The organism is Leptospira dzoumogneensis (assembly GCF_004770895.1).
GTDB lineage: Bacteria > Spirochaetota > Leptospiria > Leptospirales > Leptospiraceae > Leptospira_B > Leptospira_B dzoumogneensis.
This window is the reverse complement of sequence record NZ_RQHS01000019.1, coordinates 93,899-117,042: the sequence shown is the minus strand read 5'-3', so window position 1 is coordinate 117,042 and position 23,144 is coordinate 93,899. Positions and strand designations below refer to the sequence as shown.

The 23,144-nt window shown below is 40.1% G+C and carries 7 protein-coding genes; 2 read left to right on the top strand and 5 right to left on the bottom strand.

The features are described from left to right. The first annotated feature begins 3 nt into the window (after positions 1-3). A complete protein-coding gene (locus tag EHR06_RS14085; protein ID WP_135757586.1) occupies positions 4-2,982 on the top strand; it encodes a PP2C family protein-serine/threonine phosphatase in 2,979 nt (992 codons plus the stop codon). A gap of 80 nt (positions 2,983-3,062) precedes the next feature. Here the strand turns inward: EHR06_RS14085 and EHR06_RS14080 are convergent, their stop codons facing one another. From EHR06_RS14080 to EHR06_RS14070, 3 genes are read right to left on the bottom strand one after another with little or no spacing between them, the layout of a single operon-like run. Next, positions 3,063-8,963 carry a carboxyl transferase domain-containing protein gene (locus EHR06_RS14080; RefSeq protein WP_135757585.1) on the bottom strand — a complete coding sequence of 1,967 codons (5,901 nt, stop codon included), beginning with the start codon at positions 8,961-8,963 and terminating at the stop codon, positions 3,063-3,065. A gap of 10 nt (positions 8,964-8,973) precedes the next feature. Next, a complete protein-coding gene (locus EHR06_RS14075; protein ID WP_135757584.1) occupies positions 8,974-9,420 on the bottom strand; it encodes a holo-ACP synthase in 447 nt (148 codons plus the stop codon). Continuing rightward, positions 9,417-19,322: a type I polyketide synthase gene (locus tag EHR06_RS14070; protein ID WP_135757583.1), complete on the bottom strand. Its 9,906-nt coding sequence runs from the start codon at positions 19,320-19,322 to the stop codon at positions 9,417-9,419. The genes EHR06_RS14075 and EHR06_RS14070 overlap by 4 nt, the downstream gene beginning before the upstream one ends. Before the next feature lie 371 nt (positions 19,323-19,693). Here EHR06_RS14070 and EHR06_RS14065 point away from each other — a divergent pair, with 371 nt between their 5' ends. After that, positions 19,694-20,824, top strand: a complete 1,131-nt coding sequence (locus tag EHR06_RS14065; RefSeq protein ID WP_135757582.1) for a carbon-nitrogen hydrolase family protein — start codon at positions 19,694-19,696, stop codon at positions 20,822-20,824. Here EHR06_RS14065 and EHR06_RS14060 read toward each other — a convergent pair. Next, positions 20,821-21,237 carry a response regulator gene (locus EHR06_RS14060; protein ID WP_135757581.1) on the bottom strand — a complete coding sequence of 139 codons (417 nt, stop codon included), beginning with the start codon at positions 21,235-21,237 and terminating at the stop codon, positions 20,821-20,823. The genes EHR06_RS14065 and EHR06_RS14060 overlap by 4 nt on opposite strands. Further along, complete coding sequence (locus EHR06_RS14055; protein WP_135757580.1) at positions 21,234-23,141, bottom strand: ABC transporter ATP-binding protein; 1,908 nt, start codon at positions 23,139-23,141, stop codon at positions 21,234-21,236. Before EHR06_RS14055 ends, EHR06_RS14060 begins: the two co-directional genes overlap by 4 nt. Between the last annotated feature and the right edge of the window lie 3 nt (positions 23,142-23,144).

Genomic DNA, 23,144 nt, shown 5'->3' with positions numbered 1-23,144 from the left:
AAGATGATTAAAAACAAATTCCTAAGAGCGGTTCTGCCCGGTATTCGGGCAAAACTTTCCTTTTTCACGGCCGCATTGGTCATCTCTATATTAGGTTTTACTTCTATAATCCATTATTCCCAGCAAACAAAAGCTTTAGAAGAGAAGCTGGAGTCCGAGTTAAAGGCTCCTTTGGAATATGTGAACTCGGTCGTTTTGGATCTGGAGAACCTGAGCCGAAGTATGATCTTGATCGAAGAATTCAAGGTCAGGGTAAAAGAGAAAAAAAAGCAGCTCAGTAAGTTCAAAAGGACAGTTGTCCAGAAGGAAGGCGGATTTTTCGGAGCGTTAAAATCATTCGGTCAATCCATTGGTCTGAATGTTAAAAGAGGAAATGTTTATAAATCTGTAGATACTTATTTTACAAAATATCTTTCCGAAAAAGAGATCCAAGAATTCGAATCTAAGGTTCGTAACGAATTAAGAAAAGAGAATGGGGCGCCGATTGACACTCCTGTTTACGAAAGGATCAGATCCATTGCTGAGAAGACTGCGCTTGCTCGTATCAGCGCGGAAACTTCTAAGATCAGAATAGAAGAAATTACCGAAGAAGTTAAGTTTTTAGATGCAGAGCTCGCTAAGGCAGACTTAGATCCTAAAAAGAAAAAAACATATCTAACAGATAAGGATAAATTGGAGAAGGAGAAGAAGCTTGCCGAAAAAGCGATCCCGGATGGAGAGAAAAAGGCAGCGTCAGGGGAGACTGCATTAACAAAGGCACTCCAGAATTTTTTCAGAGGATCTTTTAAGGATCGAATTTCCTCTTTAGGACTTCTTCCGGATAAAATTAGAATTTTAGCATATGATAGAGTTGGGAAGGAAACTTTAGATACGGGTTTACTCTTCTCTCAAAGTTCGGAAACCGGGAAAAAGTTACTCGCCCAGGCCGATTTTACGGAAAGCCGTAAAGGACTTTTTGGAGATACTGATGTTTTGGAAGTCATTCAAAACAAATCCGAACCTGAAAGTTATGAAGTAGGTGGGAGACAATACGAAGTTGTTTATCGTCCTGTTTTTAGGAATCCAAGCACTGCTGAAAGATCCAGATCCATGGCGGAAGAAATCGTGGAGAACCCGAAAGACTGGGCAAAGTATCTGGAAGAAGATCGAAAAATTTCCGCAGAGATCGCTGAGATCTCCCAAAGATTGAAAACTAGAATGTCGGAACTTCGTAAGGACGGAAAAGCTAAACCTTCTTCCGACAAAGAATTCAAAAATCTGGCTCTTGCTTATAGGCAAATGCTCAAAAAAAGGGACACTAAGTTAGAGCAGCTGCAACCTTATAGTTCCGTTTTCGAAAAGAATGAGAAAAAATGGAATGATGATCATAAATCTCTAAAAGACAAGATCTCAAACACTTCTAAAGAAATTTTAGAATGGGAGAAGATGCTGAAATTCCCTCTTAAAGAAGGAGAGAATAAAACTTCTCCGGAAGAGATCCAAGAAAAGATCCGGATCTTAGAATCCCAAGAAGAAGAATATAAAGATTCTTTAATTCGTTTAGAATCCACTAAGGGCGACTGGGGGAATTCTTACGAGCATAAGGCGGAAGATGCGTTTTTCGGTTTGAGAGAAGCTGCATTAGAAGATTTTACTTTTATTCCTTTCAAAACCGGTCCTGCAGGTATTAGAAGATATTATAAGGATGAAAACGAAAGAAAATCCGTTCAGGTCAAATGGAGACTTTTGAGAGAATGGATCCTTTCCGGGAATTCCGAAACCGAACTTCCTAAAACTCCTAAAGGGGTTGCTTGGGATTCGGGAATTCTGGTCCGAAGCAGAAGTGAGGCGGAAGAAGTAATGTGGGCGCTGGATTCTACTCCTCTTGTTGCTTCAGGAGAAGAAGAGGGGAAAGGGCTGGTTTATGACCTTCTCCGCAAAGACCTATTAGGATATAATATTATTCTAATAGATCGGACCGAAGGTGTCCGCCAAATGAAATCCAACCGGGAAGAGATGATCCGATATACCGGGATCATCGGGACAATCGCAATTCTTCTGGCTTACGGTTTAGCTTGGTTCGTAGTGCGCAGGATCAGAGTTATCAGTAAAAACGCCGAATCGATCGGAGAAGGTAATCTGAATGTTGAATTCCCTCCTGCCGGTTATGATGAGATCGGTATTTTAAGCGAATCCTTGAACGATATGGTTCATGGGTTAAAAGAAAGAGAAGAAATGAAAGGAGAACTTTTGGCTGCAGAAGAGATCCAAAAACGACTTCTTCCTGAAAAACTTCCCTCTAGTTTGAATGATTATGTTGAATTCGGTGCATTCTATAAGGCGATGACCGGAGTAGGCGGGGACTATTACGATTTTATTGAATTAGGTGGAGGAAAGATCGCGATCTGTATCGGTGATGTTTCCAACCACGGTGTGGGTCCTGCGATTGTGATGGCTCTTTTCAGGGCTCAGATCCGAGCAATTCTACGAAAAGGTGAAAGAGATCTGAAAAAGATCTTATTAGAGGCCAACGGTTATCTGTATGAAGATACTCCTGATCATATTTTTATCACATTCTTCTTAGCGATCTTCGATTCTAATACTTCCAGATTGGAATATATTTCTGCGGGTCACGTTAAACCTCTTTTCTTCGATGCATCCGATGGAAAGATAAAAGAACTTCCTGCTGGTGGCTTGCCTATCGGTATGGATGAAAATTCTTTCTTCGAAACTACGATTGAGAGAAGGGCATTAACCTTGGATTCAGGAGATATTTTCTTTGAATATACCGACGGTCTGGATGAGGCGAGAAGTCCTAACTCCGATATGTATACCAGAGAAAGGCTTGCGAAACTTCTGCATGCAAACGGAGAAAAACGTCCGGAAGAATTGATCAAGACGATCGTTACGGATGTGGAATCTCATACGCAACAGGATTTGAGTGCTACAGGTTTCTCTAAACTTTCGGATGATATCGCGATGATTGCGATTAGAAAAAGATAAGAAACCCACTGAGCGCTTTCGTGTGCTTATTAAATTTCCGTTGGATCCGTTTGTAGGAATTCCTACAAACGGATCTTAAACTAAGGCAGAATTAGATCTTTCCAATCTTCTTCTGAATTGGAAGGAGAAATATACACTTCACCTTCGGAATATTTATTTTTATTTTTTCTCCAATGAGAAAGTTTGAGATCCGCTTCTTCTAAACCTGTTTTTAGTACTTCTCTTAATTCGGAAACAGATCCGAAGGTCCCATCTAAAACTCCGGTATTTTTTGCGTCAAAATCAGCTCTGGATTTTTTGGTGAATGATCCGAAAAATTCCTTTTGGATAGATTCAATTTCTTGAATATTCCCTTCCTTTCTGAGTGCGGAAACTTTCGCTCCTTGGAATAGATCGAATGCGGAGTTTCCTCCCATCACTGCAAGAGTTGCTTCCGCCAGGGAATAATATGCGATTCCCGGTCTTAAAAATCCGCTGAATGCGTGGATCTGCCTTCCTCCGTAATTTTGTCTTAATACTATGGAAACTACAGGGATCTCGGAGAGAACATTTACATCAAGGGATTCTCCGCCGATTTGTTGTATCCTTGCTCTTTCTTGTTTAGTGCCCGGAACAAAACCTGGAGCATCAGAGATCATTAATAAAGGTATGGAATGTTTGTTTGCAAATTCGGTGAATACTCTGAATTTTTCGGTGCCGGGTGCGTCGGGAGAACCTCCTCCTTTCGGCTGATCCGCAATGATAGCAACAGTTCTTCCTTGTATTCTTCCGAGTCCTGTGATCAGGCTGGAACCTGGATCCCATTCTCCGAATTCTAAGAAAGTATTCTCATCCAAAATTTTCTGAACGATCTCTTCTTTCATATCGTAAGAAACAGTGATCTCGCTCGGAAGTTCGATTTCGGTCTTGTTCGAAGAAAAATTTTCGATCCTTCTATGATTTAATAAATGGAAGAATTTTTTAATGATCTCATAAGCTTCCGATTCGTTTTTTGCGGTGAATGTAGCCCATCTTTTTTTATTAGAAAATTCTTTATGGGTAGAAGCTTTACTTTTTTCATTCGGTTCTAAAAGAAGCCATACATCCGCACTTGAAGCGAGTTCCGAAACCCTAAGTCCTTCCGGATTTTTCACGAAGTGTAAGCAAGCACCTTTAAAGTTTTGTAATGATTTTTGGAAATCCCTTCTAGGTCTTAAAGAATCATAATCATCCAAATGGGAACTTCTGAACCATTTATTTCCATAGACTAAAAGTAAACTTGCTCCTGTTTTCTCAGCGATCCGAACGGACTCCTTCGCTTTGATAATACATGGAAGAGAATGAAATCCATCGCTGGTTCTCGGTCCCATGGAAAGAACCGAAGTTTGCCCCAATCGTATGAATCCTGAAACTAAAGATCCTGAACCGGAATAATTTTCTTTGATCGGTAGGAAAAATCCGCTCTCGGAGTGATGGATGAGTTCGTTCTCGTCTAAAATATTCCAATTTTCTGATATAACTCTTTGGCTTTTCTCTTTTGGAAGAAGGTTACATCCCAGCAAAGAATCTTGGATCCTTCTTATGATCCAAATGAGTTGGATCTTATCATTGGCTACAAAATCAACAGTGCCCGTTGCCTGACCCATAATTTTAGCGCCGCCGATCTCATAATTAGTAAATTTCTCACCGGTTACGGATTCAATCACGGAAGACCCGGTTAGAACTCGATAGGATTCATCTTCGTTTAAAAGAACCTGCAAAGATGCTTGAGAAGAACCGTAAACATCCAGCCCGGTGGAGGAACCTGTTCCGACTGCGACCGTAAAACAAAAATTGGGTCTATCTTCCGAGCTGTATTTTTTGAATTCCGATCCGTATTTTTTTTCGGTTTCGGAACATACTTCTTTTAAGATCGGATCCGAATGCGATTCGATTGCGGCTCTGAATTCGGACGCTTTCAAGTTTGCACTTAAAAGTGAATTCATGAAGAAGCCCTCAGCAGCTCTGTTCAAAGAAACCATTCCTTCTTTGATATTTGCTCCCGCTCCGTCATTCCAGATATATAAAGGCAGATCTTTTCGATAGGCGTAGTACGCGGCTGCTATATATTTTCTTCCTTCTAAATCTCCCGTTGCTCCGCCTGCAACTCTGGAATCTTTAAAAAAACATAATGCAGGTTTTCCGCCGATCTTTCCTTCGAATATTCTTGCTCCGGGAATATAGATCTCTTCTTTTCCTGTTTTAGGGTTTTTACGAAGAAGGTCGTCTGTTCCCGGGATTCTGATCTCTTTTGATGAATCGGTATCGAATACTTCGGAGACCCAGCATTCCAAGGGCCATTTTCCTTTTTGAAAGACAGCTAGATCCTTTGGATCCGTTCCGATACAATATGGAAATCTTGGATCATTCGGATGAGCGATGTCCATTCTAAGCTTTCCATCCTTAAAGAAGAAGGAAAGTGTAACTGTCTTTTCCGTATTTTCCGGAAGAAAATCCATTGTGAATTGGCTGTACAATCCATGTAAGAAGAATCGAAGGACCGATCCGGCTGATTCCATTATATTATTATAATTGAATACGTTTTCTTCGTTGGATCCCGGATCGAATTTTACTTTGAATCCGGAAACGAGCACTTCTAATCTAAAAATATCAACTTTTTTGAATATTTGAGAACCTTGTAAAATACATGCTCCCACTTTTGCGGTAGTTTCCAGATCGAATCTTGAAGTTCGTTTTTCAGGTTTAGCGCTTAAAGTGGAGAAGAGTATATATTGTTTTTCTTTTTCGGTTTCTAAGAAATACAGGAAATGTCCCGGGCTAGGGGAGAATAATCTTTTGATACTTCCTTGGGTCTGCCAATATTCCAGTTTTTTTCTTATTTGAGATATTAAGGATTCATCAAAATTTTCCGGGATCAACGGTAAGTTTTCCGAAAAAGATTTTTTGAATTTTTCCTCTAAAATCTCGGATCTTTCTTCGGAGACTGAAGACCAAGGTGATTTTAGAAAACGTACATAGTCGAATACATGTTTTCTGGAAATGGTTGCATCCCCCCCTTTGAATTTTTGGGGGCGATTTCCTCTGGAGTTTAATATCCTTCTGACCGTTTTTTCGAGTAAACTTTCCTTCTCTCTTTCTTCCAGATATAAGATACCATTCAATGCAAGATCTATAGAAGGAGTAGGCGGGGCATAAATGGAAAGTATCTCCAAAAGTTTTGCAGTAAGTTCTTTTCCTTCTCTTAGGTTTGCGTAAGCTTTTACTAAAAATATAAATGCATCTTTTTGGTCTTTAGTCCTGCGAAGAGGATTCCAAGGTCTGATCCCATAATAATGAAATGCATTCGATAAAAGTTTTTTTGTGGTCTTAGGCGGATTATATCCTTCCGTATCCCATTCGGAAAGCGCTCTTTGTATCTCTCCATAATGAGAAAATTTAGTCCCGGGATCCGAGGAGAATATTCTTCGCACTAAGACGTGGAATTTCAAAAGTTCTATATAGAAGTTTGCCCAATATCGGTTTTCAGGATCCGAAAGTTTTGAGAATTCGAAATTGGAAACTATAGAATTTATCTTTTCTATTGCATCTTGTTCTCTGAAAGTTCCTAGTATCCAGGACTTCAATAGAGTTCTTAGATCGGCACCTGAAGTTTTTTGGATAAGCGAAAGTCCTAATTCCGAATTCTCCTCGATCGAAGGCCAGATCTCCCAGATGGATCCTTTGAGCACATTATGATTTTCTAATTCTTTTTTGGTTTCAGAGTTCTGTTCTGTTTCTATTTTTGCTAGAATTTCTCCTTCGCTTAAACCTTTTCCCAAAACCATTCCGGAAGCCGTCATTCCTCTGACTAATTTATTCCTATCTCCATGTTCCAATAAATAGCCAAGTTTTCCGCCGACAGGCGCAGTAAGAACTGTTTCCATCTTCATCGCGGAGATGACTAGGATCGGATCTCCTTCTTGTATAACTTCTCCTTCTTTCCATGTCTCATTCGTTTGAGGATTATTGCAGATCTTTACGAATGTTCCTTGGAAAGGAGAACGTAATATTCCTTCGTTGGATATGTTATTCTTTTTATCTTTGGATAGAATGGAGAATCTAAGATATCTGAGTTTTCCTTGTTTATCCGGAAATCTTACTAAATGAAAAGAAGGTCTGCGGTCTATTCGTACAGGGATCGTTCTACCCGCAAATTCCACTAAAAATTCTTCTCCTAATTCTCCGCGGACGGAAACTCCGATAGTTCCTGAATCTTTTCCGTTTAGTAAGATCCTGTAACTGGAAATAGAAGTACGGAACAGGCGAGTCTTATACGTTTTTGTTTCCGATCTCAATTCGAATTCATAAAGAGAATATTCCGACTCTTGGGAATGAAGTAATTTGGGAAGGTCCCTGTCTCTAAAGGATCTTTTCAGATCATTCTCCGTTATAAATACGGATTCTGCAAGAGAACAGATAATCGCACCTTCTTCTTCCGATTCCTTCTCCGCTTTTGTAAGCTCTTCATTATTAGATAAAATTAAATTATCATATTCTCCCGAGCGAAAAAGATCATGTCTTATAAGTTTGATCAATTGTTCAATGTTTGTAGTGATCCCGCGGATATATAGATCGGAAAGTGCTCTTTCCATTCTAAGAAGAGCTTCTTCTCTTGTTGTTCCCGTAGTGATCAATTTTCCGATCATAGGATCGTAATCGCCTAAAACTCTATCACCTTTTCTGAATCCGAAATCGCATCTCACTCCGTTGAATGTAGGCAGTTCCAGATCTTTTATTTTTCCGGGAGAAGGTGAGTAGTTCTGAAATGGATCTTCAGCATAGATCCTGCATTGAATGGAATGATTTCTATCGGAGAATCTTCTTTTGATCACCGAGTCGTAAGGGATCTCTTGCTCTCTTCCGTCAAAAAATAAAATTTGCCATTTGGCTAGATCGATCCCGAGAGATTGATCTGTCACAGGATATTCCACCTGTAGCCTGGTATTCATTTCTAAAAATCCGAAATCGCCTGTTTCACAATCAAGTAGGAATTCCACGGTTCCCGCAGCACATCCTTCCGAGTAGCCGGAGATATAAGCGATCTTTTCCGCGGATGATAATAATTGTAATAATGTCCTATCATCTAAAAAAGTTTCTCCACTTTCTTCTACGACTTTTTGATTTCTTCTTTGTACTGCACATTTTCGAATTCCGACTGCAGTGGAGTTAAAAATTTGAACTTCGAAGTGAGCAGGTCTCTCTACGTATTTTTCAAAGAAGAAGGTCCCGTTCCCGTAAGATTGTAGTCCGATCCGAACCGCACTTTCTATTGCGGGAAGAAGTTCTTTGGAATTTCTTACGATGACCATTCCCTTTCCACCGCCTCCGCTGTCCAATTTGATCATGATCGGGTAACCGATCCTCTCCGCTTCTTGGATTGCGATCCCTTCTCCGCCGGTGATCGGTCCGCTTCCTAATAAAAGCGGGATCCCGTTCTCTAATGCTAATTTTCTTGCATCCAGTTTGTTCCCAACTTTTCTCATCACTGAGGCTTTTGGTCCCATGAATATTATATTTTTTTTATATATAAGGGAAGCTTCTTCTAAAGACTCCACGAATTTGAAGTCTTCCGATAAAAATCCATATCCGGGATAAACCGCATTTGCGTCCGAAAGTAAGGCTGCTGCTATGATCGTCTGAGAATTTGTGTATTTATCCGAACTTCCTATGTATAGGATCTCGTCAGCGGATTCATACCAGGATTGTTCTCTATCCGGATCGGTTACCACTGCGACGGAGCGGATCCCTTCTTCTCTTAAGGCTAAAAAGAATCTTTTGGCGATCTCTCCTCTGTTTGCGATGAGTACTTTTTTCAGGACTCCTTTTCTTTCCGGCAAAACTTCTTTTTTCTCGGAACGTCCAGGATTTAGGACTTTTAATTCTTTTATAACTGAATCTATTTCAGGAATACTTAATACTCCTTGGGTAAATGAATCTGGCTCTGGTTTTCTTGTGGGTATCATTCGCTTTCTCCTAAAATATCAGGAGGACTTCGGAAAATGCATAATCCCCCGTATGGCTGATGCTCAACCGAATAGAATTCGGCTTTAAGTCGTTCAGATAAGTTTCAAAATTTCCGTAAAAGCGAAAATAGGGACGGCCATAATCGTCGTTACGTATCTCTATTTCGGAATAATTTACGTTTAAATCGGGCTTTTGGAATAAACGATATCCATCTAATGCCTTGATCAATGCTTCTTTTGCTGCGTATCTTCCTGCGAAAAAACTTGCTCTTTGGTTTTCGGGTTTCGTTTGTCCTTTTTTTCTTTCCCAATCCGTAAAAGTAATTTTAAAGAAGAAGGTTGCCTTATCCTGTAAACTTTCCTTGAATTCCGGAATATAAGTAAGATCCACTCCTACGGAAGCATAGGGATTATTAATAGATTCGAAACCAGGAAGAGTTTGTGATTCTAATTTCATCTTTTTTCTTCCTGCTTGGATCTGTAGTTTGCGTTTAGCAGAATACCGATTTCTTCTTCCTGGAAGTAGGACTTGGTATGCCTTTCATACAAAGGTTTTCCTATACCCATTCTGATCTCATGGTATCTGTTTCGATTCGTGATCTCTCTTTTTCTTCTTAACTTCAGATAGGTTTCTCTTTGTTCTGAAGTCAATGCAGCCAAGAAATAATCGGAATGAACGAAAAGACAAAGCGCACCCACATGTCCGAAACCTAAGGTAGTCAACATTCCTGCCTTAATATTATGTTTACCGAATGGAATACTTTCATCCGTAAAAGTGATGAACTGATAATCGTTCATGTCCGGATCTACTTCTTCCAGGTTGCGGTTTCCGGTTACGATACCTTCTTCCAGGGTTTGTAATACTCCGATTGTTTGCCAAGCGGCGGCTCCTCCTTTGGAGTGCCCAGTAAGAGATTTTTGAGAAACTACAGGTAGTAAGTTTCCTGGACTTCTTCCTAACTTAGATAATAAATTATACAAAAGTTTGTTTTCATTCTTATCGTTTGCTTTTGTGGAAGTATCGTGTTTGTAAGCTACACCTATATCATCCGCTGTGAGTCCGAATGCGGCTAACGCGATTCTCAAAGGAGATTTTTCTTTTTCGGATTCTGCTCCTAAAGATAAAAGCCCTAAACCAGGCGCAGGAATAGAAGCTTGGATGCCATCCGTTTTAGAACCTGCATACGCCAAAATTCCATAAACAGGAAGTCCCGCTTCCAAAGCTAAATCCGCTCTTGCAAGAAGAACGACTCCTCCGCCTTGCGCTTCTACGAATCCTCCTCTTCGGATATCATTCGGGCGGCACATTCCTTTCGGATCGATCCCTTGTTCCAACATTTCTACGCTGCTTGCAGTCGCTTGCATGTCTCCGAATCCGACCAAACTTTCCATCGCAAAATCATCGAAGGCACCGGCCAACATAAAGCCCGCTTTGCCTTCTTTGATCAAACTTGCCGCCATCTCCAAAGAAATTCCCGCAGTGGCACAAGCTGCAACCGGGGTTTGGACGGGACCGTATCCTCCTACATAGGAAGTGAGCGCCCATGCTGTAGTAACGTTGATCAGTGACTCTTGCAATGCGTCATGCTGTCTTTCTTTGCCGAGTAAGAAGTCATGGAACATTCTTTTGAGTTTGCCCATTCCTCCCATACCTGAACCGACTGTGGAGCCTACAAGTCCTGGATGCAGGAATCTATACAATTCCATTGGTTCCATTCCGGAGCGTAAGAATGCTTCACATGTGCAATAAAGATTATATACCGTGATCGGATCTACTTGAGCAGTCAGATCTTTGGTGAGTCCGTATTTTGCCGGATCCCAACCTTTAGGGATCTGTCCTGCAACTTTTCTATTGAAGTCGGAAGCTTTTCTGGCTTTGATGGTGCTTCCTTTTTTTCTTCTCACGAACCATTTGTCTTTTTCCGGATCGTGATAGATTTCAGTGGCTTCCGGTTCCGCTTTTTTGAATTCTTCCGCTTCTTTAGAATTAGAAACAGGAATGAAGAAGTCCTCTTCCAAGACCACATCCACAAAGGAGAATAACGTGGAAGGATCGAAACCCACCGATTCCTTGTCTATGATCCGAATTCCAGTATGAGCTAAGATCTTTTCTTCGTATTTGGATTTGATCTCCCATTCTGCGAGAGCTTCTCCCGTTTCGGAATCTGTCCAACTTCTTCCTTTATCTGCCGCTTGGAATTTGATAAATCCCATCATCCAAGCAAGTTCTAGAGAAGCCTCTAAGGAAAGTGTGCCTGATTTTTCCAATTCCCATCTGGTCATGGAGCTGCCCGCTGGCCCCAATTCCGCAAAACCTACCACACAAATAGTTTGAGACAGATCTAATTCTTTTAAATGTCCTATCTCATTCAGTTTAGATTGAGAAGGGATAGAAGGATACTTATACACTTCCTTAGGCAGGAATTCTCTCGTAATAGATTTATGTTTTTCTAATACGATTTTATTCTTAAGTGCGAAGGTTTCCTTTTTGATCTTTGCTTCCGAAAGAATATCCGTGCGGATCTTCCCTAAAGTTTTTCCAAGATCGGTTTGAGAATCCAGGCCGCCCGTAAAATTTGCCTTAGTGATCTGCTCGGAAGAATGGAACACACAAGTGTGGATCAAATTTCCTAAAAGAAGCCCCATCTCTCTTCTGGAGAATGTAAATACTCCTGATCTTTCTTCCAGTGCCTGGGCAACAAGATCATTGGCCTCCATGAGACCGGTTCCTCTTACCCAACCGATCACACAACCGTGGATCCTTGTATGTTTTCCCCAATCATCTTCCTCGGAGAATTTTTTGCGGAACAATGTCTCGAGACCCAATTTAGTTTCTGCATACATTCCATCTCTTCCGAAGATACCATGATTCGGTGAAAGAGGTAAGATCACATGAAGCGGAGAAGTTTCAGTAGGTGTGTTTTTCACTCTTCCTAGAGTGCCTATCAGTTTTTCAACACCGAGCAGCATGACTCTCAAAGATATTAAAGAAGAATCATCCAACTGTGATCCTGTGTTTTCTTCTCCGACTGCGCCGAACGGAATTAAAACATCCGGCTCCCAATCTTTTTGGACCAGCCATTCCGATAAGGAGCGTATGTCTTCGAATGATCCTTGGGAGAAAGGAACTAACGTGAGAGAGGCGCCTTTTGCTCCGTATTTTTGGAAAATTCTTTTATAAAATTTAACTTTTTCGGGAGAATAAGAAGTAGTCGTTAGAATAATATCCGCTCCACCTGCAAGCAGAACAAAAACTGTTTCTAATGCGATTGAATTCGGACCTCCGCCGGTTACTAAAACTTTCAAACCGGAGAAAGAAATTCCGTCTTTGGAGGAATTCGAGATGGAGTTTAAAATGGCTGCCGTCTCTTTTTGATCCTCGCTCCAGTTCCCTCCCTGATCCTTACTTGTTCCGATGGAAATTTTTCCTTGGAAAAAATCCTTTAAATTTATAGAATATTCTACTTCTTTAAAGTTAAAATTCCCTTCTTCGGAGATCTCTAGTTTAGGTCGTAATACGGAGTTCTCCGCTTGGAAGACCGGTTTTCTGTTTTTATCCCACTGTGAAGAAAGAGACTTTAAATATTCTCTTTTGGAGCGAATGTTTTTTTTCTCTTCCGGAAATTGGATTTCATCCTTCTCCAAAATTTGGTCCCAATAATTTAAAACCTGAGACAACAGGGGATTTGTATGATTTGCAAAATACTTTTCTTCTTCTAAGCCGAAACTGTTCAAAGTTCCGACCCTGATCTTTGTGAGTGCTTGCAGTAATTTTTTCTTTGCCCATTGTTCCGAGTTGGAAAAACGAACTATCTTCTTCTCTTCAAATAAAGAAGAAGGTGTCGACTCTGCTTGGATCTTTTGCCTTGCTTCCTGTAGAATGTTTAGGTCTTTAATTAAAAATTCCGCAAATGGATCTTCTCCTAAAAGTCTGGATTGGAAATTCTTAATTGCTTTTCCAAATATTCCTTCCGCTCCGAAATATTTTCTTTCTAGTTCTTCCAGAGCGGCTGCATCTACTTTTGCTCCTCCGCCTGATCCTGAATTATTTGCGGAAAGTTTTCCGATCCGTATTCCTTTAGATTGAGCGAATAGATCTACCGCTTTATCCAGCCATTTAGAAGCGTCTTTAGAATTTCCTATCCGAGAACTTAACGAGATCGAGCTCAAAGCTCCTTTTCGCAATGAATCTCCTTCTCTTACGTATAAAGGAAGATAGATGCTGACCGCAAAAATTCCGGAAGAGCTTAAACCTCTTTCCTCTTTTAAATGTTTAAAGACTTCCGTTCTGCCGAAATCAGGCGGGAAAAATTTCTTCAAAGTTTCTTCAAAAGAAGTCCTAAGATACGGTCCCGGTTGTGTGTATGCGGACTGTTCTTCTAAGGATTTTACCAGATCTTTTAAGGACTTTTCATGAGCCCCATCTAAACTTGTGGTCTTGAATTCAGCTCCAAGATCCGCCATCACCTGATTTCTTTTGGAAGAATTCCCTCCGAATAGAGTATCTATGTTTTCGTCTTCTGAAATTTCTTCAGGTCGAATTCCCGCCTTCAAAGCAAGTAGTACGAATAACGCATCTTTCTTAGTAAGATTTACGGATGTTTCTTCCCCGCCGAATTGCTGAACTTCTTGGATCATTTCCAGGACTTGTGGTGCAGCGGTCCTGGCTTCCGTTTTTGCGATCGGAGCCTCTGCCGCAATTGGTTCCTGAATTTCTCTGAGTTTTGAGAATTCAGCAGTGTCACAATCTTCTAATTCTGAAAAGACCACATTTCGATTTTCTTCTATATGCAGTATTTCGAATGAAGAAGGATCCGAAATTTCTCTGAGAGTCTGCCTTGCCATACCTGCAAGATCTCCTCTGGCTCCAAGATCTATTAATCTTCTGACTTTCAGATCTTGGAAGAATTGATCCTGGGTCTTGATCCATTGAACAGGCATCGCAAATTGATAAGCGAGTAATTCGATCAGCAGGATCCTTCTGAGTTCCTTATCAGAAAGTTTCCGTTCTTCTTTTAGGATTTTCTCTAATATCGGGCTTCCTGATACTTCCTGAACGTATTTAATGAATTTCTTATCAATGGAGAATGGTTTTGCCACCAGATTCGGGATATATTTGCCATCCAATTCTTCGAAACCGGATATTTGAGGGACATTCGCTTCCAGGGTTTTTCTGAATTCTGAAACTCCGTTTACCAAAACTCTGGAATGAAAAGGTACATCGATTCCTTCTAAACGGATTGTGGTTTTTTTTCCTCTTACGATCTCTTTAAAACGATTTTCCATTTCGGTGAGAGCTTTTAGATCTCCCGTCACAGAATATTGTTTATCTCTGATGTTTAAGTTGACGACTTCTAAAGGAAGGCGCAGATCTTCTTTGATCTGCGCTACAACTTTTAGAATGGTTTCTTCATCCAAGCCTACATGACGATTTCCTAATACAACACTCATCCCGAAAGGACTTCTTCCTTCCTTGTCCCTTGGGACCAGACTTTGCATGGTAAGTCCTCTTCCATACACGATCCGGATCACATTCTCTAATCCTAAAAATCCTCTGGCAGATAGAGCGGAGAATTCTCCTAGAGAATGGCCTGCGAATGGCGCTTCCGAATCTAAAAATCCTCTTTCTTTTAAGATCTCCCAATCCGCCATGGACTTGGTGACCAAAGCAACTTGCGTAAATTGAGTAAGGTGAAGAACACCTTTAGGATGGTTCCAAACTTTTTTTCCCACTTTCAATGAAGTCGGATTGTCCTGTACAATTTTTAAAAGAGAGAAGCCTAACTCGTCTTTTGTAGTGTTCTCCGCTCTTTGCCAAACATTTCTAGCTTCCGGAAACTCATCCCTGAGTTTCATTCCCATTCCTTGGGATTGAGAACCTTGGCCTGTAAACACGTATCCTGTTTTTTTAGGAGAAACGATTGCTTTTGCGCTTAACTTCCTTTCTCCATTTCTATTCTCCAAGTTAACTGAGAGAACCTGAGATCCTTTTTTCTGAGAAACATGGATCGCCTCCAAAAGAAGTTCTTCTCCCAAATATACCGGAGCTTCGAAAGTTTCCTCGAAGGAAGATAATCTGGACGGATCCCCTTGGCATACGTCCATTACGATTTGTTTAATTACTCTAGAAGAGGTCCACAGTCCATGAACGATCCTTTCTTTCCAGCCGGCATATTTTGCAAAATCAATGTCCGTATGGATCGGGTTCGTGTCTCCGGATGCGGCTGAATATTCGCCCATATCGGAAGGAGCGTAAAAAGTTTCGGATATGATCTTGTAAGGTTTAGTAAGTGAGACTTCGGAATCCGCTTCGGTGAGATTAGAGAAGAATCGATCAAAAGATGTTGGAATTCCAACAGTAGTTTTTTCTTCTAATTTGAATTTTCCCCATTCTTCCGAATGAGAACCTGAAACTTTTTCGATCTTACCTTCGATTGTATGAAGTTCTTGGTCCGAACCTAAAGACAGAATAAGACGGTTTGCAGATGTGAATTTTAATTTGGATCCGATTGAATTCGTTTCTCGGTCTTCATTTTTATAGATCCAAGGGATAGAATTTAGAAGATTGGATTCCGCTTCCGATTTGATCAAAATACTTTTTTCGAAAGGTAAAGAATCGAATTCTTCGAATTTGGAATAAACATCTCGGATCAAAAATCCGGTTTGGAAAGAGCAGATCTTATTTTCTTCTTTTAAGATCTCTCCTAAGATCTGGATCTCTTGCCCTGAGCCTAGTTTTCGAACTTTAGCGAGTCTTGCTTTGGATCTTAGTTTATCTCCCGGAACTAACTCATTTGCTTCTTTTTCCCATCGGAAATTTTGGGAGAAGTGCAAAAGCCTGAATAAATTCTTATTTTCTAATGTAAATAAAGGAGAAAGGAGGACTTTCCAAGCGAATGCAGTACTCATCCCAAGAGGAGGATTCGGATCCGATTTTAGATCGGTTCTCCTTAATTCTCCGATTGCCTTTCTGAAATTTAAAATGGATTCTTTATCGATTACGATCTCGGATTCTAATTCTTGTGAAATACCCTTGGAAGAATTTAGATCGATCTTTTCATCCAATCCCCATGTTTTCAAATAGAGGTCTAGGCCGGATTTTTCTCTAAATGCGAGATCTTCCTCTATGAATGTACCTAAAGTTTTTCCTGAACTAAACTTTCTTTGGAAAGGTATTGCAGTTCCGTCTTTAGGATCGTAGAAGAATAATTTTAATTCCGCGGAATCTTTTTCTGAAAGTTTTAATTCTACTTTTAGTTTGTTTTCTTCCCAGACCTGGATCAGTAATAATTCTTCGGAGCCGCTTGTTTCCCAGATAAACTTTCTGCCGATCCTTGGTTCGAAGAATAGTTTTAAGTCGGATGTAGTTTGTCCGATTTTAGGGGATCTTAAAATCGCAGTCAGGAACCCTTTTCCTAATTCCGCTAAACTCAATATCCAATCATTTGAAGTTATATCAAGATTTTCAAATATAGAAATGGAATTGTTCCTGATTTGTTCTTCCGGGAACAAGTTCAGTATATTTTTCCCTTGAGAATTCGGATCGAATAGATCTTCCCAATGGATCTTTTCAGGTTTAGAATTTTCTAAACTTGCTTGTAAAAAATTTCGGAAGATGGAGGAGACAGGCTCGTTCGCCTTATGAATTCCTTTGATCGCTTTTGGTCCAGGGATCCAAGCGCAAGAATCCGGTTCCATATCCTCACAATGAGAATACCAAAGAGAATCCGAACGGATCCATTTTACCAAGTCCTCATCGATTACCGGGATAAAGTTTACCGGTTTGCCTGGTCTTTTGCAAACATCAAAGAAAAAAATAATATCTTCCGGTAAGATTAGGATTGTATCTGCGTTCTTATATCTGGTTTTCCATTCGTTTAGAAAAACATTCGGATCGAAGTCGCATCCTATTAATTCCAGTATAGAATTTTGATCGTTCGGTTCCGAGATCCGAGCTTCGGATCTTTGTACTAATTCTATAAATCTATTTCTAAAACTTTTATCTATAAAAGGATGATCCGGCCACCCTTCCGGAGAAATCAATCTTTGTCCAGGGCAGGTCAGTTCTAAATATCTAAAAAGAATTTGAGTATAACTCATTTCTTCTAGATCACCGAAGTAGGGCTTAGCAGTGGAATTTATGAGAGAGATTAATTCTTTCTTTTTGGATAGAACTGCTTTTTTAGCTTCTTCAGTTTCTTTTCCTTTTGTGAGTTCTTCTGCAAGAGTGGAAAGTTTGGTCCAAGTATTTTCCGCATAATAAATATCAGCACCTAATCCTGATCTACCCGAGATCACTCCGCCTGCGTTCTTTCCTTCTTGGGTGCTTTTCCAATTTTCAGAACCTGAGATCTCTACTAGTGCTTGTTTAATCTTTTCCGATGTAGCGCATTCTTTGGCAGCCATGAGCCTGGTTCCTAAGAATACCGCATCCACAGGCATCGGATTTTTTCCTGCCCATGTCCCGAATAACCAAGATCTGGAATCTTGAGGTTCTGCGATCCCTCCACCGACTGCTAGAATAATATTTTTACAGTCTCTGATCTCGCTGTAAGTAGAGCGGACCAATTCTTCCAGATCTTCCCAGCTATGATGTCCTCCTGCGGCTCCACCTTCTATCTGCATTAGGATTTTTGAATCCGGTATTTGTTTAGCGATGGAGATAACTTGTTTGATCTGTTTTTGAGTTCCAGGTTTGAATGAATTCAGCCAGATCCCATGAGCTTCAAAATCTTTTAATATTCGAATCGCTTCTTCCGTTTCCGGAATACCTGCAGAGACAGTAACTCCTTCGATTGGAGCACCTTCACTTTTGAGTTTTTTCACTAATGGAACTTGCAGGTTCCATAAGTAAGCATCTAAGTATAGTAGATTGATTACTATACCTGTACCTGCAGGTAATTCTTTTCGAAATACTTCCATTCTTTTTCGAAATAGTTCTTCGGTTACCTGTCCGCCTCCTGCCCATTCTACCAGGTATCCTTCTTTTGCAGCAGCAATGACTATTCCAGGTTCAACGGTAGAAGGAGTCATACCTCCTCCGAAGATCGGAGCTCTTCCTGTCCAAACAGAATAATTGTTCTTTAAGAAAACTTTACCATTCGGAAGCTCTACTGTTTTCGGCTGGAATTCCTTCCATGATTTAGGAAATTCTAAATTTACTTCTTTAGTAAAAGATCTGTAAGATTCGGATTTGCTTAAGTTCCGAACGAGATGGGATTTACCTTTTAAAATAGGAGAGCATAATTTTTCGGCGTCCACTCCCGGTCCGAAAGAGATCAGCAAAACTTTATTTTCTTCTTTTTCTAAACTTCCTAAGCAGATCTCCCAATCTAATGTTTCTGCCACTGCCATTCTGGATAATGCAAGTGCAATGTCGGATTCGGTTCTGAGATCTCTTCCGTCTCTTGTATCGTATAAAGGAATTTTTAGATCGGATTGTTTAGGATTGAATCCGATCCTTTTTACATCTTCTTCTAAAAGTACGGGGACCCTTCTTAATAGGGGGCTGTGAAATGGAGCGGAAATTTTAAGAAATGCCCAAGAATCCAGGTTAGGAAAACTATTATTTGTAAGGAAACTTCTGAACTCTAATAAAGACTCCGGGGATCCACATACTACTCTAGCCTTTGGACCATTCTTTAGACCTAAATATACGGTATCTTCTGAACTTCTGGTTATATTAAATTTTTCTAATTCTTCCTTTAATAAAGGATCGTTTTCCGATCTTAAGGCCGCCATAGGAGACGCGATCTCATCCGGTTTTAAAAGTTTTTTAGCGGAAATATCCAATTCTAAGATCGGAAATTCTTCTTGGACTCGAATTCCTAAACTAATCAAGTTCTTAAGTATCAGAGATAGATTCTTTAAGAATGTGGTTTTATCCGGAGAAGAAGATAGTAAAAATCCCGCATATACCCCTTGAGAATGGCCGAATATTCCTGAGGTTTCGTTGAATAGAACGTCCCAATTGGATTCATCTTGGAGAACTCTATATAATGCGGCAGCTTGGGCTAAAAAGATAAGAGGAATACTATAAGAACAATTCTTCAAGATAGAATGATCCGGAGTCAGCTCTGGCTGATCCAGCCAATCCTTTAAATGAAAACCTAAGGGTAATGCTCCTATAAGTCTGTCTTTATGGATTGTTTTACATTCTTCTTCGATAGAAGAGAAGATAGTTTGCCAAAATTCGGAATTAGAATGACCTTCTTCGTAGAAAGAACGTAACTCGGGAATTGGATCTAATCCTTGTCCACTAAAGGTTACGAATATTTTGGCGGATTGAGCGGAAAGATCCTTAAAGACAGGTGATACTTGTTCGGAAGACAATGCTCCGTTTGAATAATTCGTTTTCATTTACTGACCCTTCCATTTTTATTTTTTCATTTATAAAGATTTCATTTGAAATGGAAGAGTTTACGTTTTGATTTCAAGAAAAAAATTTTTTACGCTTAATAAAATCGAAATCGTAATATGCGAACGCTGTTCTACAACATGTAACAAATGCTATACATATCTATTTTCCTATTTTATAATATGAATGTATAATTATTATGCTGATGAACATTTGTTAGTTAAATAAGTTAGTTAACGATCGTTCGTTAATTGTATTTGATTATTGTTCAGAATATTCTATCTTGAGTTGAATGAATTTAAAATAAATGAACAATTGTTTACTATTTATTAGTAAAACGTTAAGTTATTTTGACGTATAAAGAAGAGGTTGTATGAAGAGATATTCGTTTTATGGGGTTCTGTCATTAGTCTGCGCATATTTGGTATGGGCGTATTCTTTTTTAGGAAATTCACCTGAAGAGAAGGCTCTTGAGATCAGTTCTTACTCTTATGGAAAGGATTCTAGTAAGGGAAACCTAATAGGAGTAGAACCTTTTATGCTTCCAGGTGATTATTCTAATCAAAAAAGATTTTTAGAAAAGACTGAGTCTTATTTTATACATGCAAAACGATCCGGATGGATCACTGATAAGACAATTTTCGTTTTTCCGGAATATTACGGGACCTGGCTCGTTGTTTCGGGAGAAAAATCTTCTTTATATACTTCTCCAGACCTGCAATCCGGGATGATCTATTTCATTCTTCGAAATCCTTTTTCTTTTTTGTATCACTTCTTCACTTCGAAGGAGAATGATAAGATACAAGCGGCTATATTTAAGATCAAAGCGGATAAGATGAGGGAGATCTATGGGGATACCTTCTCCGCACTTGCCCAAAAATACAAAGTAAGCATATTGGCGGGATCCATCGTTTTACCTTCTCCTTCTGTTCGGAATGGAAAGATAGTTTTAGGCACTACTTCTTTATTTAATACGAGTTTTGTGTTCGGAAAAGATGGTTCTGTTTTGGGGGAACCAATTCGCAAAAAGTTTTTAACGGAAGAAGAGAAACCGTTCTTAGATTCTAATTTAAAACCGGGAACAGTCATAGATACACCTGCAGGGAAAATGGGAGTTTTGGTTTGTGCGGACTCTTGGTATCCTGAATCTTATTCGAATCTAAAAGGATCCGGTGCGGATTTTGTAGCAGTTCCTTCTTATATAAATCGAGGAGAGACTCCGGTTTGGGATCAGGCTTGGGCAGGGTATAATGGAGAAAAAAATCCTTCCGATGTGGATCCAAAAGATATCGGTAAGATCACGGAAGGGCAGGCCTGGAAAAAATATGCGTTGGAAACTCGAGCTTCTCGATCCGGATTTAAGAACGGGATCAATGTATTTTTACAGGGAAAACTCTGGGATCTGGAAGCGGACGGCCGGGCTTTTATTTTACGGAACGGAAAGCCGGAAACCGTTTTGGTCCCAGAACATAATAAAAATAGAATATATAATCTTTGGCTTTAGGACTTTAGCTGGGACAAAAAATCGGAAGAAGCGCCGTTCGTAGGTAGAAGGACTACTTCCCCTTTTTTTAACGGGACCTTAGGGATCATGTATTGTACGCCCGCAAACCAAGGAAGGAAATATTTGCTTACTGCCATTACTCCGGAAACATCAAATCCGGTAGTGGCGATCACTTTAATCCCTGCGAATCCATCTTGGTAAATTTTGCGGATCATCCAAAGTCCGGATGTTTGGGTTTCCATCGTGATATCTGTGATGACAGCTTTAAGTTTTTGTTTATTCGCGAGATAAAGATCCCAGCCTTGGGATGCATCTATCGCACGAAGAACTTCGCATCCATTTTCTTGGAGATAAGTTTTTAGATTATTCGCATAACGATCATTGTCGTCCACTACAAGAACTAATGGTTTCAAGGTAACATCCCCGCTCCGGCGTATTGGTTATCTGTAAGTTTTCGATAAAGACCGTTTTGTTCCATTAGAGAAGAATGATTTCCTTCTTCTACAATTCTTCCGTTGTCCATAACGAGTATGCGTGGAATATCTTTGATCGTGGAAAGTCTATGTGCGATCACGAATGTGGTACGGTTTGCGAATAATCTGCGGAATGCATCGCTTACCAATCTTTCTGACTCAGCGTCTAATGCAGAAGTTGCTTCGTCCAGGATCATAATTTCAGGATCTCTTAATAAGGCTCTTGCGATCACAAGTCTTTGTCTTTGTCCGCCTGAAAGATTTAAACCTCTCACTCCCAAGATACTATCGTATCCATTGTCCATTTGTTTGATAAAGTCGTGAGCGTGAGCAAGTCTTGCAGCTCGTATCACATCTTTACGAGAAGCTCCCGGTTTTCCGTAGGCTATATTATCCGCCACTTTTCCATGAAATAGAAAAATATCCTGTGTTACGATACCTATCTTTCCACGGAGATCCGAAAGAGAAAGATCTTTGATGTTCTGTCCGTCAAACTCGATTGATCCGACGCTAGGATCGAAGAATCTAGGAATTAAGTCCATCAATGTGGACTTACCGCAGCCGCTTGCGCCTACGATTGCGATCGTTTCTCCCACTTTGACGTTCAAGTTAATGTCTTTGAGAACTTCTGCATTTGTTCCAGGATAAGCGAAGTTGATCCCTTTGAACTGGATGGAGTCTGTGACTCTTTCTACTTTTACTTTTTCATCTTCACTGTGATCTTCCGTTTCCAGATCTATGATCTCAAAGATCCTTCTTCCTGCGATGATTGCCTGGGAAATTTTTCCCACCATTTGTGATAGCTGTGTTAACGGGCGTAGAAGGAAAAGTAATGTCAGAAGGAATACCATGAACTGTCCCACTGTGAATGGTGAGCCGACGTTTCCTGCGAGAATATACCTTGCGCCTAATGCAAAAAATCCAAGAGCAACTAAAGAAGAAGTCAATTCCACTAAGCTCGGGGCGATCTGCAGATAATACTGTCCTTTAAAATTCCTGCGATAAACGTTCTGATTGATCTTCTGGAATTTTTCCTTCTCATACTTCTCCGTATTAAAAACACGGATCACTTTAATTCCGGAGATCATTTCTTGTAAATTCGCGTTTAGATCCGCCAGTTTCTCTTGGAATCTTTCCGTGGACCTTGTGATCTTTTTAGTGAATAATGTTACCGGCAGAATGATCAAAGGTACGGTCCCGCAAGCGATAAGAAGAAGTTCCGTATTCAAATAAAGTAATACTAGAAGGTGAGTGATCACATAGAAAAAATTGATAGTAGCATCTCTAAAATTGGAAGAGATAACCGCTGCCACGACTTCTACATCGTTGATGATCCTACTCATCAAAAGTCCCGTTTTTTCCTTAAAGAAAAAAGTGAGAGGGAGCATTTGGTTCTTCTCGAATAATTCCTGTCGTATATCCCGCACGGCCCAATAGCCCGCAGTCGCAAGACAATATACCGAGGCAAGATATGTGATCAGTTTGAGTCCGTATAAAGGAAGGATCAAAAGACAAACCGCCCAGACCACTTCCTTAGGTTCCATATACTTAGTGCGTCCGTTAGACCATCTTTTAACGTCGATAAGGACTTTTTTAGCTCTTTCTACCGGATTTAAACGGATCTCTAAATTGGATTCTTCTTTAGCGATGATCTCCTGCTCCGCTTCCGTAAATTCGAATTGGAAGCGGGTGTTCGGATCCGCAGCCATAGTATCGAATAAAGGAATGATAGAAGTTAATGAGACTGCATTTAAGACGGCAGTAAGAAGAGCGAACGCAATACCTAATGAAAATCTGTACTTATAACGTACTGAATAGCTCATTAAGCGGAAAAAAATTTTCATTCG

What these genes read in the sequence shown, in the direction of transcription:
- EHR06_RS14080 (WP_135757585.1), bottom strand. Translation starts at nt 8,963, where the DNA reads ATGATACCCACAAGAAAACCAGAGCCAGATTCATTTACCCAAGGAGTA.
- EHR06_RS14075 (WP_135757584.1), bottom strand. Translation starts at nt 9,420, where the DNA reads ATGAAATTAGAATCACAAACTCTTCCTGGTTTCGAATCTATTAATAAT.
- EHR06_RS14085 (WP_135757586.1), top strand. Translation starts at nt 4, where the DNA reads ATGATTAAAAACAAATTCCTAAGAGCGGTTCTGCCCGGTATTCGGGCA.
- EHR06_RS14055 (WP_135757580.1), bottom strand. Translation starts at nt 23,141, where the DNA reads ATGAAAATTTTTTTCCGCTTAATGAGCTATTCAGTACGTTATAAGTAC.
- EHR06_RS14070 (WP_135757583.1), bottom strand. Translation starts at nt 19,322, where the DNA reads ATGAAAACGAATTATTCAAACGGAGCATTGTCTTCCGAACAAGTATCA.
- EHR06_RS14065 (WP_135757582.1), top strand. Translation starts at nt 19,694, where the DNA reads ATGAAGAGATATTCGTTTTATGGGGTTCTGTCATTAGTCTGCGCATAT.